The sequence below is a fragment of the Kribbella sp. NPDC048928 genome (assembly GCF_043197975.1).
Lineage (GTDB): Bacteria > Actinomycetota > Actinomycetes > Propionibacteriales > Kribbellaceae > Kribbella.
This window is the reverse complement of sequence record NZ_JBICUC010000011.1, coordinates 197,853-212,579: the sequence shown is the minus strand read 5'-3', so window position 1 is coordinate 212,579 and position 14,727 is coordinate 197,853. Positions and strand designations below refer to the sequence as shown.

At 67.7% G+C, this 14,727-nt stretch carries 13 protein-coding genes and 3 pseudogenes; 10 read left to right on the top strand and 6 right to left on the bottom strand.

Annotated features, from left to right (window positions below; genetic code table 11):
- The first annotated feature begins 55 nt into the window (after positions 1 to 55).
- Positions 56 to 550, top strand: a complete 495-nt coding sequence (locus ACGFI6_RS37710) for a hypothetical protein (protein ID WP_393127377.1) — start codon at positions 56 to 58, stop codon at positions 548 to 550.
- 242 nt (positions 551 to 792) lie between these two features.
- Positions 793 to 1,773 (top strand): calcium/sodium antiporter, encoded by a 981-nt coding sequence (locus tag ACGFI6_RS37705; RefSeq protein WP_393127375.1) that lies wholly within the window; start codon positions 793 to 795, stop codon positions 1,771 to 1,773.
- 74 nt (positions 1,774 to 1,847) lie between these two features.
- Here ACGFI6_RS37705 and ACGFI6_RS37700 read toward each other — a convergent pair whose 3' ends face one another.
- The gene (locus tag ACGFI6_RS37700) at positions 1,848 to 3,644 is read right to left on the bottom strand and encodes a chloride channel protein (RefSeq protein WP_393127373.1); all 1,797 of its coding nucleotides are present in this window, start codon (positions 3,642 to 3,644) and stop codon (positions 1,848 to 1,850) included.
- A gap of 774 nt (positions 3,645 to 4,418) precedes the next feature.
- Here ACGFI6_RS37700 and ACGFI6_RS37695 point away from each other — a divergent pair.
- The 4 genes and pseudogenes from ACGFI6_RS37695 to ACGFI6_RS37680 all read left to right on the top strand — a co-directional run bounded on the left by ACGFI6_RS37695 (position 4,419) and on the right by ACGFI6_RS37680 (position 5,648).
- On the top strand, positions 4,419 to 4,730 hold the full coding sequence (locus ACGFI6_RS37695; RefSeq protein ID WP_393127371.1) for a transposase: 312 nt from the start codon (positions 4,419 to 4,421) through the stop codon (positions 4,728 to 4,730).
- Positions 4,727 to 5,017, top strand: a pseudogene (locus tag ACGFI6_RS37690) (IS3 family transposase); the annotation flags it as partial. The gene ACGFI6_RS37695 and the pseudogene ACGFI6_RS37690, both read left to right, overlap by 4 nt.
- A 162-nt stretch (positions 5,018 to 5,179) precedes the next feature.
- Positions 5,180 to 5,350: pseudogene (locus ACGFI6_RS37685) on the top strand (IS30 family transposase); the annotation flags it as partial.
- Positions 5,331 to 5,648 carry an IS3 family transposase gene (locus tag ACGFI6_RS37680; RefSeq protein WP_393127554.1) on the top strand — a complete coding sequence of 106 codons (318 nt, stop codon included), beginning with the start codon at positions 5,331 to 5,333 and terminating at the stop codon, positions 5,646 to 5,648. The pseudogene ACGFI6_RS37685 and the gene ACGFI6_RS37680, both read left to right, overlap by 20 nt.
- 111 nt (positions 5,649 to 5,759) lie before the next feature.
- Here the strand turns inward: ACGFI6_RS37680 and ACGFI6_RS37675 are convergent.
- A pseudogene (locus ACGFI6_RS37675) lies at positions 5,760 to 6,803 on the bottom strand (type IV secretory system conjugative DNA transfer family protein); the annotation flags it as partial.
- On the opposite strand from ACGFI6_RS37675, the gene ACGFI6_RS37670 reads away from it, so the two are divergent.
- Positions 6,724 to 6,951 carry a hypothetical protein gene (locus tag ACGFI6_RS37670; protein WP_393127557.1) on the top strand — a complete coding sequence of 76 codons (228 nt, stop codon included), beginning with the start codon at positions 6,724 to 6,726 and terminating at the stop codon, positions 6,949 to 6,951. The pseudogene ACGFI6_RS37675 and the gene ACGFI6_RS37670 overlap by 80 nt on opposite strands.
- Positions 6,952 to 7,380: 429 nt before the next feature.
- Here the strand turns inward: ACGFI6_RS37670 and ACGFI6_RS37665 are convergent, their stop codons facing one another.
- The 4 genes from ACGFI6_RS37665 to ACGFI6_RS37650 form a co-directional block, all read right to left on the bottom strand.
- Entirely contained in the window at positions 7,381 to 8,373 is a 993-nt protein-coding gene (locus ACGFI6_RS37665; RefSeq protein ID WP_393127369.1) for an ATP-binding protein, read from the bottom strand.
- Positions 8,374 to 8,782: 409 nt separating this feature from the next.
- A complete protein-coding gene (locus ACGFI6_RS37660) occupies positions 8,783 to 8,959 on the bottom strand; it encodes a hypothetical protein (RefSeq protein ID WP_393127367.1) in 177 nt (58 codons plus the stop codon).
- Positions 8,960 to 9,084: 125 nt separating this feature from the next.
- Complete coding sequence (locus ACGFI6_RS37655; protein ID WP_393127365.1) at positions 9,085 to 10,287, bottom strand: acyl-CoA dehydrogenase family protein; 1,203 nt, start codon at positions 10,285 to 10,287, stop codon at positions 9,085 to 9,087.
- On the bottom strand, positions 10,287 to 11,591 hold the full coding sequence (locus ACGFI6_RS37650) for an acyl-CoA dehydrogenase family protein (protein ID WP_393127363.1): 1,305 nt from the start codon (positions 11,589 to 11,591) through the stop codon (positions 10,287 to 10,289). Before ACGFI6_RS37650 ends, ACGFI6_RS37655 begins: the two co-directional genes overlap by 1 nt.
- Positions 11,592 to 11,676: 85 nt before the next feature.
- Here ACGFI6_RS37650 and ACGFI6_RS37645 point away from each other — a divergent pair, with 85 nt between their 5' ends.
- From ACGFI6_RS37645 to ACGFI6_RS37635, 3 genes are all read left to right on the top strand, one after another.
- A complete protein-coding gene (locus tag ACGFI6_RS37645; RefSeq protein ID WP_393127361.1) occupies positions 11,677 to 12,660 on the top strand; it encodes a LacI family DNA-binding transcriptional regulator in 984 nt (327 codons plus the stop codon).
- A 61-nt stretch (positions 12,661 to 12,721) separates the two neighbouring features.
- Entirely contained in the window at positions 12,722 to 13,729 is a 1,008-nt protein-coding gene (locus tag ACGFI6_RS37640) for an alcohol dehydrogenase catalytic domain-containing protein (RefSeq protein ID WP_393127359.1), read from the top strand.
- Positions 13,726 to 14,703: a Gfo/Idh/MocA family protein gene (locus ACGFI6_RS37635; RefSeq protein ID WP_393127357.1), complete on the top strand. Its 978-nt coding sequence runs from the start codon at positions 13,726 to 13,728 to the stop codon at positions 14,701 to 14,703. The genes ACGFI6_RS37640 and ACGFI6_RS37635 overlap by 4 nt, the downstream gene beginning before the upstream one ends.
- Positions 14,704 to 14,727: the final 24 nt, after the last annotated feature.

The window sequence follows — 14,727 nt, the reverse complement described above, 5'->3', positions numbered from 1 at the left end:
GTGTGGGTACACCAACACCGTCCTGTCCAGTGAGGACACGAATCGGAGAACGACCATGGCTCATCAGGTTGTTGTTGCGATCGAGGGCGAACTGTCCGATCACGATGCGGCCGCCACCGTACACGAGTCGCCCGACGGGCCGGTGGACTATCACCTGCTGATCGTCAGAGGGGATGCGAGCCACGACACCGACGGCCTCGCCATGCTGGGCCTTCGGCCTGGAGACACCTTCGGCTCCCCCGCGCTCGCGCGGCGCATGCACGCGCAACTCCCCGAGGACCACAAGTTCGCCTCCTCCGATCTCGGGAAGATCATGGCGCGGAGCGCCAAGAACCTGCGATCGGCGGGCGACGGCAGCGTCACGGTCGCGATCACTCATGGCGACCTACTGAGGGGCGCACGCGCCCTGGTGGAGGCTACCGGTAGCCAGGAAGTTGTCATCGTCGCCGATCCCAGGGACCACCCACAGTTCGCGATGCCCGAGTGGAGGCAGAAGGCGTCCGAGTACCTCAGGGTCCCGCGAGTGCGAGCAATCGAACACACCGACTGAGTGACCAGGCTTGAGACTCGGCGTAGTGGATGCTGGGCGGCGGCCGTTGAGGAGCGGCTGTGGAGGAGCCGGGCGGCGGTATGCGCTGCTTCTTCGGCGCGTCCAGATCGAGCAGCAGGCCTCGTAACGGGCTTACCACTCGTTGAAAGAGCGGGGTGAACGACCGGTGCTGTAAGTTGCACGTTGGTGTGCCGGGAAGTCTGGTCGGCGTTCGGGTGCGGCTTGTCGACCGAGGAGGCATCGTGGTTGTTCGGATCTTGCTTGCCGTTGCGGGTTTGGTCGTGTTGACCTTCGCGGCGGATCATCTGGTGCTTGGTTCGTCCCGGTTGGCGCAGCGGTTACGTATCAGTCCGGTCGTGGTAGGCGTGATCGTCATCGGGCTGGGTACGTCCGCGCCGGAGTTCCTGGTATCGGGTGTTGCCGCGGCGCGCGGGGACACCGGGCTGGCGGTCGGCAACATCGCCGGCTCCAACGTCCTGAACCTGACTCTTGTCCTCGGCATCGCAGCGCTGGCCGGGCCGATCGCGGTGTCCTCGCGCGTGATCCGCCGCGAAGTGCCGGTCGCCGTCGGCGCTGTGGTCTTGTTCTCGTTTCTGGCGTGGGTCGGGCTGAACCGGGTCACTGGAGTTGTACTGGCCGTCGCAGGTGTCTGCGCGATATTCGTCCTTCTCCGCTGGGCCCACCAGGGACGTGGCAACGAGGAGGTCGCTACCGAAGCTGAGGAGTTCACCCAGGCGGACGCGGCTGTGGATATGCCCGTGCGGCCGTCGAAACTGCCGGCGTGGTTCGAGCCGGTGCGTGCGATCCTCGGTCTGGCAGGTGTACTGGCCGGAGCTCAGCTATTGGTCTCCAACGCGTCAGCGATCGCGACGGATCTCGGCGTACCACAGGTCATCATCGGCTTCACCTTGGTCGCGCTCGGCACTTCGCTCCCCGAGCTGATGACCACGGTCCAGGCCCAGCGCCGCGGCGAATCCGAGCTCGTCGTCGGAAACCTGTTCGGCAGCAACCTGTTCAACAGCCTCGTAGGCGGAGCGGTCGTTGGTCTCGCATCCAGATCGGGTGCAACTGAACGGGCCGGTGTCGCACTCAGCGTCACAATGATCCTGACTGCCGGGCTGGCCTGGATGCTGCTCCGCCGAGGCCTGTCCCTGACCCGAGTCGAAGCCCTCGTCCTCCTCGGCGCGTACGCACTGACCATGCCGCTGCTGTTGTCGTCATGACTCAGCCTCCAACTCAAGGCACTACAGCAGGTGCCGAGGTGACAACCGTTGCCGCCCGCGAGTTCAGCGGTAGATCACTGCGATCCACCGGGTGTCGCGACCGAAGGGTTTCCAGGATGGCGCGTGGGCATGGCCTTGAGAGCTGCGGCGTAGCTGATCCAGCCAACGAGGCGGCTTGTCTCGAAGACAGGTACTGCGGCGCACCCACTGCGGTCGAGCGCCTCGAGTGCCTGGTCCAGGTGATCGTCGGCGCGAACCAGGACCGGCAGTTCCAGCACAAGAGAAGCCGGATCCGCATCGTGCCGGCCGTCGGCGAGCGCCTCGGCGACCACGCGTGCAGTCACGATTCCGACGTACTCCCCTGCGTCGTCCAGCACTGGAAGCACTCCCGACGCCGAACGGGCCAAGGCCATCGCCACGTCCCGCAAGGGCAGTTCGCCGAGCACACCGTCAGGTACGTCGGTCATCACATCGGCCACCGTGGTTCGGGCCGCGGCGCTGATGATCTCGGGCCGGGCCAGGTCGACTCCCCGGCGCCGGAGCTTGAGTGTGTAGATCGTGTCACCGGACAAGAGGTGGCTCAGCCCTGTCGCGAGGACGATCGCCGTCATCATCGGCAGGATGATCGAGTACTCACCGGTCAGCTCGAACATGATTACCACGGCCGTGATCGGCGCCCGCGCAGCGCCGGCGAAGACCGCCCCCATCCCGATCAGCCCGTAAGCACCTGCCGGTCCCGCGGTCCCCGGCAGCACGAGATGGGCGACCTGGCCGAAGGCGGATCCGATCACGGCACCGACGAAGAGGCTCGGTGCGAACACTCCTCCCGACCCACCGATCCCGATCGTCAGGCTGGTGGCCACCATCTTGGCACCGGCCAGCAGCAGGAGGAACGCGATTCCGTAGGCCCCGAGGATCGCGTTGCCCAGCACCGGGTACCCCACGCCGTACATCTGTGGGAGCGCGATCAGCAGCAGCCCGAGCAGTATGCCGCCGACTGCAGGCCGCAACCACTCAGGGCCACGCCACACTGCGTCGCAGACGTCCTCTATCAGGTACAGGACGCGGGTGAACAGGACGCCGGCCGCGCCCGCGATCAGGCCCAGCAGAGCGAAGAGACCGTACTGACCGACATGTTCGACGGAGAACTGCGGCAATGACAGGAACGGTACGTCGCCGAGCACAGCTCGTCCGATGGCAGCAGATGTGACCGCGGCGATCACCACCATGCCGAACGCCTGAGCAGTGAAGTCGGCCAGGATCAGCTCCATCGCGAAGAACACTCCGGCCAACGGAGCGTTGAACGTGGCCGCGATCCCGCCCGCCGCACCGCACGCGACCAGGACACGCATCCTGGGTTCCGGAGCACGAACCAGCCTGCCCACCGTCGATCCCAGAGCGGACCCGATCTGCACGATCGGCCCCTCGCGGCCCACCGATCCGCCGCCGCCGATGCACAAGGCCGAGGCCAGCGCCTTCACCGCGGCAACCTGCGGCGGAATCCGGGCCCCGCGCCGACTGACGGCATACATCACCTCAGGCACGCCATGGCCGCGCGCCTCACGGGCGAAGAAATGCACGAGCGGGCCGTACAGCAGGCCGGCCAGAACCGGCACGCCGAGCAAGAACCACCGTCCCAGCATCGGCAGACCCGGATGGGACGCGCCCGGCGTCGCCGCGTAGTCGGCATGCCCGGTCGCCAGGTGGGTGAAGGTCTTGATCAGCCACCGGAAGAGAATCGCGAAGCCCGCCGAGCCGGCTCCGACCACGAGTGCCAGCACGAGAAGGCCGGTGTTCGATGCTCGAAGCACCTCAGGCCGTCCGACACGGTACAACGCGCCACGGGCGCTGGTGAGGGCATCGGCGGGCATGAGTTGCATTATGCAATATTTAGCCTAGGCAATCACATTCGTCTCAAACGCGCGATTGACAGCCAGACTGAGGACCGAGATCGAACGACGCTACCCGACCGAAACTGCCGCTTGGCTCACATCCGACACCATCATGTCCAGCGAACCGCCCCTCTTCCTGCGACCCGAGACACCAAACGGAAGGCCACGGCTCGGCGAACAGAACGATCCGATTCCAGCGGTGAAGCGATCGAACGCAACGTCAAACTGCATCCCTCGCACTGAGATACGTTGTGCACCAGGTCCGCAGCGGCCGGGCGGCACGGTACGGATCTGGTGCACAAAGTGGCCTCGGCAGCACCCCGCTGGGGCGAGGTGTCCCGGATTCATGCTGCAGCTAACGGCGCACCGAGTGGTGTAACGCGATGTCTGGTTCGAGGTCCGGAGTGAGCTCGCCCGCACAGACACCGCGCTCGATGGCGGCCGGATCTCCTTTGGTGAAGTGACCACCCACCGTGACTGTCCGGCAACTTGCGTAGCCGAGGTAGCCGCTCGTCCACGCAACAGAGTTACGACGCAGACATGGCCCAGACCGAGATTGCGACCACGGCCGCTGGGAGCAGCAACAGAAACGCCAGAAACGCGGCGACGAGCGCAGCGTTGTCGGTGCTGCTGGGTGGCTTCTCACTTGTCACGACGGCCTCTCATCCCCGAGCGATTGCCATGGTGCCTGGGCATGCCCCGTTTTGACGGACATCCGAGATCAGGAGCTTGTGCTCCGGAAGGATGTTCATCATGGAGTCCATGGGCAAGAAGAAGCCGCGGTCTCGTCGTTCGTTCACTGCTGAGTTCAAGGCCGAGATTGTCGAGCTGTGTCAGCGCGGCGACCGGTCGGTCGGGCAGGTCGCGAAGGACTTCGATCTGACCGAGACCGCGGTGCGGGAGTGGTTGAAGCAGGCCGAGCGCGATGCCGGTACCGGTGATGGCGGGTTGACCACCAGCGAGCGTGAAGAGCTCAACCAGTTACGTCGGGAGGCTCGGCGGCTGCGTGAGGATGTCGAGATCCTCAAGCGGGCCACGGCTTTCTTCGCGAAGGAGACCCGGTGAACTGTTACTCGTTCATCGAGGCGGAGAAGGCGGGCGACCACGGCGTGAAGCGAGCGTGTGAGTTGCTGCAGGTCTCTCGTTCCGCCTACTACGCCGACCGCTCCAGCGGCCCGTCACCACGCGAGCAGCGTGACGCCGTCCTGGCCGGCAAGATCGCCGAGATCCACGACGGCTCCCGCCGCACCTACGGCTCGCCGAGGGTCCACCATGAGCTGCGCACCCTGGGCGAGCGGTGTTCCCGCAAGCGGGTCGCTCGGCTGATGCGTGCCGCCGACCGATACGGGCGGACACCCCGGCGGTGGAACATGACCACCATCGCCGACCCGACCGCACCCACGAGACCCGACCTGATCGGCCGCGACTTCGCCATCGACCCCGGCCAGGCCGCAGCACTGGACGCCCGCTGGTGCGGCGACATCACCTACATCCACACCTGGCAAGGCTGGCTCTACCTGGCCACCGTGATCGACCTGGCCAGGTGGTCCGCCGAGGACCTCGAAGCCGTCGCCCTGGCGATCAACGACCGCCCCCGTAAAGTCCTCGGATGGAAGACCCCAGCCGAGGCTTTCGCCGAGCAACTACGCTCAATCCAACAACCCAGTGTTGCAACGACAGATTGAACCCGCCCAATACACCTCGACCCAGTACGCCAACCTGGCAAGAGATCTGGGCGTCACCTTGTCCGTCGGACGCAAAGGCCAGTGCTGGGACAACGCCGTGGCCGAGTCCTTCTTCTCCACTGTCAAGATCGAGCTCATCCACCGCCACACCTGGCCGACCCGCAAAGCCGCGACCAGCGCGCTCTTCGACTACATCGAGGGCTGGTACAACACCCGCCGACGCCACTCCATGCTGGGCTACCTCAGCCCCGCACAGTACGAATCCACCATCACGGTCACGGGCGAGCAGATAGCCTGACCACCCCCACATCAACCCTGTCCGTCGAGACGGGTCAAGCCCAGTCATGGTGAGCAGGATCGGTGGGGCAGTGCGGGCGAGCAGGATGCCGGTGCCGAAGGGCAGGGTGCGGATGACGTCGGGTGGGAGGATCGGGATCCGGCGCGTGCTGGTGGATGTTGTGCGGCCGCCGTCGGGGCCGCGGCTCCAGTTGCGGATCTCTTCGTCGCGTTCGCCGCAGACGGCGGCGAGGTCTTGGAGGTCGCGGGGCTGGGCGGAGCCGCCGAGGATGAGGCGGAGGGTGGCGGCGTCCCACATGGCGGCTGCGGCTTGCTCACCCCAGCGTTCGCGGGCTTGGGCGAGGGATTGGATGACGACGAGGGTGGAGATGCCGGATCCCCCGCCGTCGGCCATGAGGCCGGGTAGCGACGGTACGGCGCAGAGGTTGGCGATCTCGTCGAGGACGAGGGCGAGGGGTGGCTCGAGACGACCTCCGAGGTTGTGCGCGGCGAGTTGGCGGGCTGATTCGGTGATGTCTTCGCGCAGCGCGGCGATGAACGCGGAGGTCGCGCTGGCGCCGGCTCCGGTCCCGAGAAGGTAGATCGTGCCGCGTTCGCGGATGAACTGTTCGGGTTCGAGGCCTTCGCCCGGTGGTGGGTCGAAGGATCTGCGTACGGCGGGATCGGCGAGCGCGGACAGTGCGGATCGGACGCCGGCCCAAATGGCGTCGCGGGTTCGGCCGTCCATCCGTACGATGCCGTCGAGCGTATCGCCCCAGCCCTCGGCGGCGAGGTCGGAGCGGTTGAGGATGGTGACGGCTTCGGTGGCGGAGGCGGGTTCGAGGCCCCAGCGGTAGAGCTGGGCGATCCCGGCGTCATCGATCGCGGCGGCGTGGAGGAGGCCGCGCAGCGCCATCTCAGTTTGGCCGTGCCAGAACGCTCCGTCGGTAACTCCGCCTTTGGTAAAGCCTGCGCCCGCGGCGAGGCCGGTGGCGCGGATCATCGCGGTCGTGGGGTTCTCGCACCCGCGGACCGGTGACCAGCGGATGCCTTCGAACTTGCCGAGGCCCTGTGGATCGAACACGGCAACAGGACCGATGCTTCGTCGAAGTTCGAGCGTCGCGGCGAGGTTGTCCGGCCGGGTCGAGGTGGTGACGACGGCTCCTGGTGCGTCGATGATCGCGCTGATGATCTGGTGCAGCCCCTTCCCGGAGCGTGGTGGCCCGACGAGGATGCTCGAGTCCTCGACAGAGGCCCAGCAGTCCCTGCCGCGGGAGCGCCCGAGCAGCGTCCCAACCTCCGTGGGAGCTCTCGTCGGCGCCTGAGGTCGCGCTGCCCGTCCTCGGCGTACGACCTGCCGTCGCCCGACCGAGGACTCGACCTCGGCAGCGGTCGCGAGGCCTGGACGTGCGGCGAGCGCGCGGCGCCGGCTCGCCTGGCTTGATCGGCGTCCCTGCCACAGGCGGGCACCGACCAGCGCGGCGGCGATCGGCACGGCAACGACGAACGCCAAGACGGTCCAGTAGGTCACTGGCCCGAACTGCGTGTCGGTCATTCCGAACGCGATCGCTGGGTCACCTGGGTGGAGTACGACCCGTGCTGAGTCGATCCATGCGGATTTCGGCCAGCGCCCTGTCGTGACGAGGCTTGCGAGGCCGCCCGCCATGTACAGGATTCCGCTGCTGCAGAACAGGATCACGGCGCCGAGGGCGAGGATCTCTGTGGGGTCTCGTGGTGGTCGTTGGTCCATGGCGCTACATCCGGGCGTCGGTGTCGAAGAGTTCGACTTCGCGGGCGTGGCGGACGAGTTGTACGACGAACGACCGGTTCGGCAGCCGCCACAGTGCGCGGCCTTTCGGGAGCTTGGCGATGGTGGCGATCTCGACGTCGGTGAGGCCGAGCAGGCTTGCCGTACGGGCGAGCTGGTCGGGTTCTTGGCGCAGCATGATCCGTGTCGAGCAGTCGGCCAGCAGCCCTTCGGCGAGGGCGCGTGCTTCGGAGCCCAGGTCGCCGACAGCGGCGAGATCGGACAGGCGGTGGACGATCAGGATGTTCGAGACGCCCCATGCACGTGAGAGCTTCCACTGCTCCTGCATCCGCCGCAGCAGCGCTGGGTCGCGCATGACGCGCCAGCCTTCGTCGTACACGATGTAGCGGTTGTCGCCTGCCGGGTCAGCGACGGCAGCTTCGAGCCAGGACGATGCGCAGGCGAGCGTGAGCCGGAGCGCCTCGTCGTTGCCGCCGCTCCCGAGCCACGACGAGTCCAAGGTGACCATCGGCAGGGTCGGGTCGAACTCCGTGGTCGACGGTCCGTCGAACATCCCCGACAGGTCACCGTGCACGAGCCGACGGATCGCGTGGGCGACCTCGCGGCCGTCACCGGTCAGGCTCGTGGTCTGCAGGCCGGCCCGTCGCGCGAACTCGGAGTCGGGTGTGAAGAGCCCGACCACGACATCGGGGATCGTCGGCGACGGGACCTGACTGGTCACGGTCTCCAGCGCCAGATCGAGTGCCGTGTGTTCGACAGCGACCATGGGCCGTCCGAGGGTGGACTCGGCCAGCGTTCCGAGCAGCGCGCGACGACGGGACCAGACGATTCTGTGCCACTCATCGTCGTCGACCGTTGCCGGCTGGCGCCCGGCGTCCAGTGGGTTGAGCCGGGTCGGCAGCCCAGGCCCGAGCTTGATGGCGGCGCCGCCGATCGCTTCAGCGACGGAGGTCCACTCCCCCTTGGGATCGCAGGGCACGTACGCTTTGTGGCCCAAGCAACCGAGCGCGTGATGAGCGCTTTCGCTGTGGACGACTTGCCGCTGCCGATCACACCGGCCAGCAGAACGTTCGGGTTCGTGATGACGCGTCCTTGGTAGAGGACCCAGGGGTCGTAGACGAATGATCCGCCGCTGAACACGTCCGAGCCGATGTAGGTGCCGTCGGCTCCCAGCCCGCCCTCGGCCAGGAACGGGTACGCCACTCGCAGGATTCTGGTCGTCGCCCGATGAGCGTCGACACGCAATCGTCGACCTCGGCCCGTGCCTGATTCGCCGTCGAGAGCCTCGGCCTTTGGCTTGCGGGGTACGTCCGATGCAGTGCGGCGGTTCTTGCGCCGGGTGGCGCGGTCGGTGCCCTGTTGTTCGAAGTACGCCGAGTGTCGTGTGGTCATCCGAGCCCCACCCCGAACGGCAACGCGGCGGCAATGAACCCTTCCAGCTGCTGGCCGACCAGTCGCCGCAGGTCGAGCAGTGCCTGGGTGGCGGCGATCTCGATCTCCATGCAGGCGTCGCCGAGCGCGTCTTCGTCGTCCGCGGACACGACCAGCAGACCGAGCCATCGCACGTCGCCATGGCCGGCCGCGAGATCGGAGCAGGCGAGATTTGGACCCGAGCTACTCAGCCGACGACGACGGACCGAACCTCGTCTGAACAGCAACCTAGGCGTGCCGGGATGCCTTGCAAATAGGGCTATTTGAGCTCTGCCGACGTCTTACCCAGCAGTCTGCGGGCGACGATCAGTTGCTGGATCTGTTGGGTTCCCTCGAAGATGTCGAGGATTTTGGAGTCTCGGGACCACTTTTCGAGGAGGTGGTGTTCTGAGTAGCCGAGGGTGCTGGTCAGTTCTACGCAGCGGAGGGTGATGTCGTTGGCGGTGCGGCCGGCTTTGGCTTTGGCCATGGAGGCTTGGAGGGAGTTGGGTTGGCCGTTGTCGGCCATCCAAGCGGCCTGGAGGGTGAGGAGGTAGGCGGCTTCCCAGTCGGCTTCCATCGTCAGGTACGTCGCGGCAGCGGCGGGCTGTTGATGGACAGGGCGGTCGTAGTCGACCTGGACCCCGGCCTCGGCCAGCAGCTCGCGCGTGACCTCCAGCGACGCCCGCGCACAGCCGACGGCCATCGCGGCAACCAGCGGGCGGGTGTTGTCGAACGTCTGCATGACTCCCGCGAAGCCCTTGTCGATGTCTGCGGTACCGAGCAGGTTCTCGACCGGTACACGGCAGTCCTCGAACCGGATCGTCGCGGTGTCGGAGGCGCGAATGCCGAGTTTGTGCTCGAGCCGCTCCACGGACATGCCGGGCGTGTCCTTCATGACCACGAACGACTTGATCGCGGCCCGGCCGAGCGCCTTGTCGAGCGTCGCCCACACCACAACCGCGTCGCAGCGCCCGCCGGCCGTGACGAAGATCTTCTCGCCGTTCAGCACGTACGCGTCGCCGTCGAGCCGCGCGGTGGTGCGGATGTTCGCCGAGTCCGATCCGCACTCGGGCTCGGTGATCGCCATCGCGGCCCACACGCCCTCGAAGCGCTTCAGTTGCTCGTCGGAGGCCACGGACGCGATCGCCGAGTTCCCGAGACCCTGCCGCGGCATCGAGAGCAGCAGCCCGACGTCGCCCCAGCACATCTCCATGATCGAGAGCACCGACGACAGGTTCGACCCGTTCACCACACCGTCCTCGGCGGCAGCGCTGCGCCGTACGCCCGAGGCCCCCGCACCGGAACTGGTGCCTGAGGCACCTAATCCGTCGACCATCGCAGCCAGCATGTCGAGCTCGACCGGGTACTCGTGCTCGGCGAGGTCGTAGCGCCGCGAGTTCGGCCGGAGCATCTCGGCGGCGACCTGGTGCGCCTGGTTGACGAAGGCCCGGAACTTCTTGGGCGTCTCAAGGTTGATCATCAGACCAGCACCGCGCCTTCCATCACACCGATCGCCCGCAGGTCGCGGTACCACCGTTCCACCGGATGTTCCTTCACGAAGCCGTGCCCGCCGAGCAGTTGTACGCCGTCCGTACCGATCTGCATGCCCTTCTCCGCGCACAGCCGCCGCGCCAGCGCCACCTCACGCGCGTACGGAAGCCCTTGGGTGGCACGCGATCCGGCCCGGTACGTGACCAGCTTCATGCCCTCGAGCTCGATCCCGATGTTCGCCACCATGAACGCGACCGACTGCCGATGGCTGATCGGCTCACCGAACGCCTCGCGCGAATTCACGTACGGCGTCACGTAGTCGAGCACCGCCCGCGCCGTGCCGAGCGCCAGCGCGCACCACCCGAGCCGCGACAGCCGCACGCATTCGGTGTAGTCGGCAACGGATCCGAGCGGAACCGCCGGTACGTCGGTCAGGATCACCCTGCTCATCGCCGCCGCCCGCAGCCCCATGGACGGCTCGGCCTCGATCGTCACGCCTGGATGGTCCGGCTCGACCACGAACAGCCGCGGTCCGGCGTCGGTCTGCGCGCCGATCACGAACAGCTCCGCTTCGGCGGCCCGCGGTACGAGCGACTTCACGCCGTTCAGCAGGCCGCCGGTGTAGCGGGTACGCAGCGCGAAGGGATCGAGCAGCGCTCGCGGCTCTAGCAGTGCTAGCGCGGCGGGCGGCACCGACGCGCCGGTGAACGACGGCAAGTACGTCGCCTGCTGCGTCTCGTCGCCCCACAGCGAGATCGCGGTACTGACCGCGGACGGCGCCAGGCACGCGACCGCCTGGCCCATGTCGCCGTGCGCAAGGGCTTCGGCCACGAGTACGCCGGTCATCGTGGAGCGCTCCGTGACGATGCCACCGAGCTCCTCCGGGACCTCGATCAGGCTGAGCCCGAACTCGGCGGACGAGTCCAGGACCTTGGCGTCCGTCGTACACGCGGTGTCGGCCGCGGCGGCAGCGGGGCGCAGTACGTCAGCGGCGAACTCGCGGACCACCTCGACCATCATCTGCTGGTCATCGGTCGGCGTGAGGTCGAACCGCCCGGTGCCGCGCGCTGCGGGCAGCCGCGACGGGGAGGCCAGCTTGGACGCCGCGGTGAACCGTCGCGACAGCGCCCCGGCCGTCCGGAATCCGGTCTTGGTCGCCTCGAAGACCGCCCGCTCGGCCGGCTTGCGCAACCCGAGCCGGTCGATCGCCCGCCACTGGGCCAGCCGGTTCAGCAGCGCGACCCCGACGCCGATCGCGTCCCGTCGTCCTCGTGCCCGTTCCTGAACACTCATGGCGCCACTGTAAACCGAAGTTACAACCCAGGTCACGCCCGGTCGTTGATAATCTGACGAAACTCGGCGCAAAAGGAGTGCAGCGGTGGCGGTCAGCATGTCCGACGTGGCCCGGCACGCGGGCGTCTCGCAACGCACCGTCTCGAACGTGGTGAACGACTACGTCCACGTCTCCCCCGCGACCCGCGCCCGCGTCCAGGCCAGTCTCGACGCCCTCGGCTACCGCCCGAACACCGCCGCCCGCCGCCTGCGTACCGGCCGTACGGGCACCATCACCCTGGCCGTCCCGACCTTCCGCGAGCGGTACTTCGCCGACCTCGCCGAGGCGATCGTCACGGCCGCGCGAGATCGCGGTACGACGGTTCTCGTCGAGACCACCGGCGGCCGGCACGAGACCGAGGTGGAGTTGCTCCGCGGCGGCGGCAAGATCCTCACCGACGGGCTGATCATGAGCGCGGTCGCCCTCGGCCGCACCGACCAGCGCAGCACCCACCCGGTGGTCCTGATCGGCGACCGCGAGCCCGGCAGCGCGATCGACCACGTCGGCATCAAGAACCGCGAGGCCGCCCAGGCCGCCGTCACCCACCTGCTCGACACCGGCCGCCGGCGGATCCTCCTGCTCGGCGCGAACCACGGCCCGAAGCGGTCGTACCAGCTCCGCCGCCAGGGTTATCAGGCCGCCCTCACGAAGTACGGCATCACTCTCGACCCCGATCTGATCGTCGACTGCGACTGGACGATCGCCGACGCCACCGATGCGCTCACCCGGGTCCTCGCCGAGCTGCGCCCCGACGGCATCTTCGCGATGAACGACTCCGCCGCGCTCGGCGCCCTCCGCGCACTGCGCCGGGCCCACGTCGACGTACCGGACGCCGTCTCCGTGATCGGGTTCGACGACATCGTCGAGTCGGCGCTCGCCACCCCCGCACTGAGCACCGTCGCACCGCTCATCGACGACATCGCGGCGAGCGCGCTCGCGCTGCTCGAGGAACAGCTCGACGAGGACCACGTACCGCAGCATCGAATGGCCGGCTACGAGCTCCGGCTCCGGGAGAGCAGCACCCGCTGACCGAGCGAACTCGCCGCAACCTCTTGTGGCGTTGATTTGCTACGTAGTAAATTCCAGCACCATGACGCGCACCGCTCTCGCCCCCAGGTTCACCGGCGCCGGCAGCATCGAGTTCGCGGACCACGAGTACGCGGACCCCGGCCCCGGCCAACTCCTGCTCTCCGTCCAGGCCAACGCCCTCTGCGGCACCGACCGCAACCAGTACTTCGATGGCTCGTCCGTCGTCCCCGGCCACGAGGCCGCCGGAACCGTTCTCGCGGCCGGCGAAGGCACCAACACCCCCGCCGGAACCCGCGGCGCCGTGTTCCTGATGGACTTCTGCGGCGAGTGCCGCAGCTGCCGGTACGGCGCCACCAACCAGTGCTTCGCGAAGCGTGCCGACATGGGCTTCACCCACGACGGCGGCTACGGTCCGTACGAGCTCGTCCACGAGTCCAACTTCTTCCCGATCACCGACGACATCGAGATCGGCAACGCCACGATGCTGCTCGACGTGATGGGTACGAGCAGCCACGCGCTCGGCCGCGCCGCGCTCGTGCGGCAGGACGTCGAGAGCGTGTACATCGCCGGCGCCGGCCCGATCGGCCTCGGGCTGACCGTGATGAGCAAGCTCAAGTACGGCGCGGACGTACCGGTCTACATCTCCGATCTGTCCCGCTGGCGGCTGGACTTCGCGGAGTCCTTCGGTGCGATCCCGCTCGCCGCCGACGACCTCAAGGCCGCCGGGCAGCCGGACGTCGCGTTCGATGCCTCCGGCAAGGAAGCCGCCCGGCGGGGCGCACTCGACATCCTGAGCCAGCGCGGCGTACTGATCTGCGTCGGCCACGGCGAGACGGTCACCCTCGACGTGTCCAGCGACCTGATCGCGCCCGAGCACGCCGTCCTCGGCAGCGAGTACTTCCGGTACGACGAGATGGCCGGAAACCTTGCCCTGCTGCAGGATCACCAGGAACTGATCGGCCGCGTGATCAGCCACCGCTTCCCGGTCGCGGAGATCGCCGATGCGTTCCGGCTGTTCATGACCGGTGAGACCGGCAAGGTCGTCGTCACCCAGGAGGGCGCCGCATGAGGGTCGCAGTGGTCGGCGCCGGCGGCTGGGGCGAGCACCACGCCCGCATCTTCGCGCGTCGCCCGGACACCGAACTGGTTGCGATCCTCGGCCGTACGCCGGAACGCACACAGGCACGGGCGGAGCGGTACGGCACCACGGCGTACACCGATCTGGACCTGATGCTGGAGCGCGAGCGCCCCGAGCTGATCACGGTCTGCCTGCCGAACGAGGACCACTACGACCTCACGCTGAAGCTCGTGCGTACGGGCCTACCGCTGCTGGTGGAGAAGCCGCTGGTCTTCGACCTGGCCGAGGCCGACACGCTCCTCAGTGAGGCCGGCGACAACTTCTTCGCGATCAACTTCAACCACCGGTTCGCCGAACCCGTGCAGCGCGCCAAGGCCCTGATCGACGCCGGCGAACTCGGCGACCTCGTCTTCGCGACCTGGCGCTTCGGCGGCGAGGCGAACCGCGGCAACTCCGCGCATGCCAACCTGATCGAGACGCAGTGCCACGGGTTCGACATGCTCGAGCACCTGGTCGGCCCGATCTCCGCCGTCTCCGCGCACATGACCGACAAGACGTACGGCGCCTTCAGTACGGTCGCGTTGGCGCTCGACTTCGAGAACCGCGCGGTCGGCACGATGCTCGGCAGCTACGACTCGTCCTACGCGTACCAGGACACGCAGCACATCGAGATCAACGGCACCGAAGGCCGTCTCGTCATCCACGACACGGTCCGCGCGCTGACGTTCTCCAAGGCCGGCGACCCGATCGAGCAGCGCTGGCACTCGACGTACTTCGACGACGAGTCCCGCAACTTCGCCGGCACCTTCGACCGCCACGTCGACGCTCTACTCGACGCCCTCCGCACCGGCGCCGAACCCCCCGTCCACGCCCGAGCCGGCCGCAGAGCCCTCCAACTGGCCCACGCCGCCATCACCTCCCACGAGCGGGGTCGTCGGGTGGTCTGCGAACCGAAGGACGGGTAGTACTCCGCCTATGGGCGCCTCGGC

What these genes read in the sequence shown, in the direction of transcription:
- ACGFI6_RS37695 (WP_393127371.1), top strand. Translation starts at nt 4,419, where the DNA reads ATGGAGTCCATGGGCAAGAAGAAGCCGCGGTCTCGTCGTTCGTTCACT.
- ACGFI6_RS37655 (WP_393127365.1), bottom strand. Translation starts at nt 10,287, where the DNA reads ATGATCAACCTTGAGACGCCCAAGAAGTTCCGGGCCTTCGTCAACCAG.
- ACGFI6_RS37710 (WP_393127377.1), top strand. Translation starts at nt 56, where the DNA reads ATGGCTCATCAGGTTGTTGTTGCGATCGAGGGCGAACTGTCCGATCAC.
- ACGFI6_RS37670 (WP_393127557.1), top strand. Translation starts at nt 6,724, where the DNA reads ATGCTTCGTCGAAGTTCGAGCGTCGCGGCGAGGTTGTCCGGCCGGGTC.
- ACGFI6_RS37635 (WP_393127357.1), top strand. Translation starts at nt 13,726, where the DNA reads ATGAGGGTCGCAGTGGTCGGCGCCGGCGGCTGGGGCGAGCACCACGCC.
- ACGFI6_RS37640 (WP_393127359.1), top strand. Translation starts at nt 12,722, where the DNA reads ATGACGCGCACCGCTCTCGCCCCCAGGTTCACCGGCGCCGGCAGCATC.
- ACGFI6_RS37650 (WP_393127363.1), bottom strand. Translation starts at nt 11,591, where the DNA reads ATGAGTGTTCAGGAACGGGCACGAGGACGACGGGACGCGATCGGCGTC.
- ACGFI6_RS37700 (WP_393127373.1), bottom strand. Translation starts at nt 3,644, where the DNA reads ATGCCCGCCGATGCCCTCACCAGCGCCCGTGGCGCGTTGTACCGTGTC.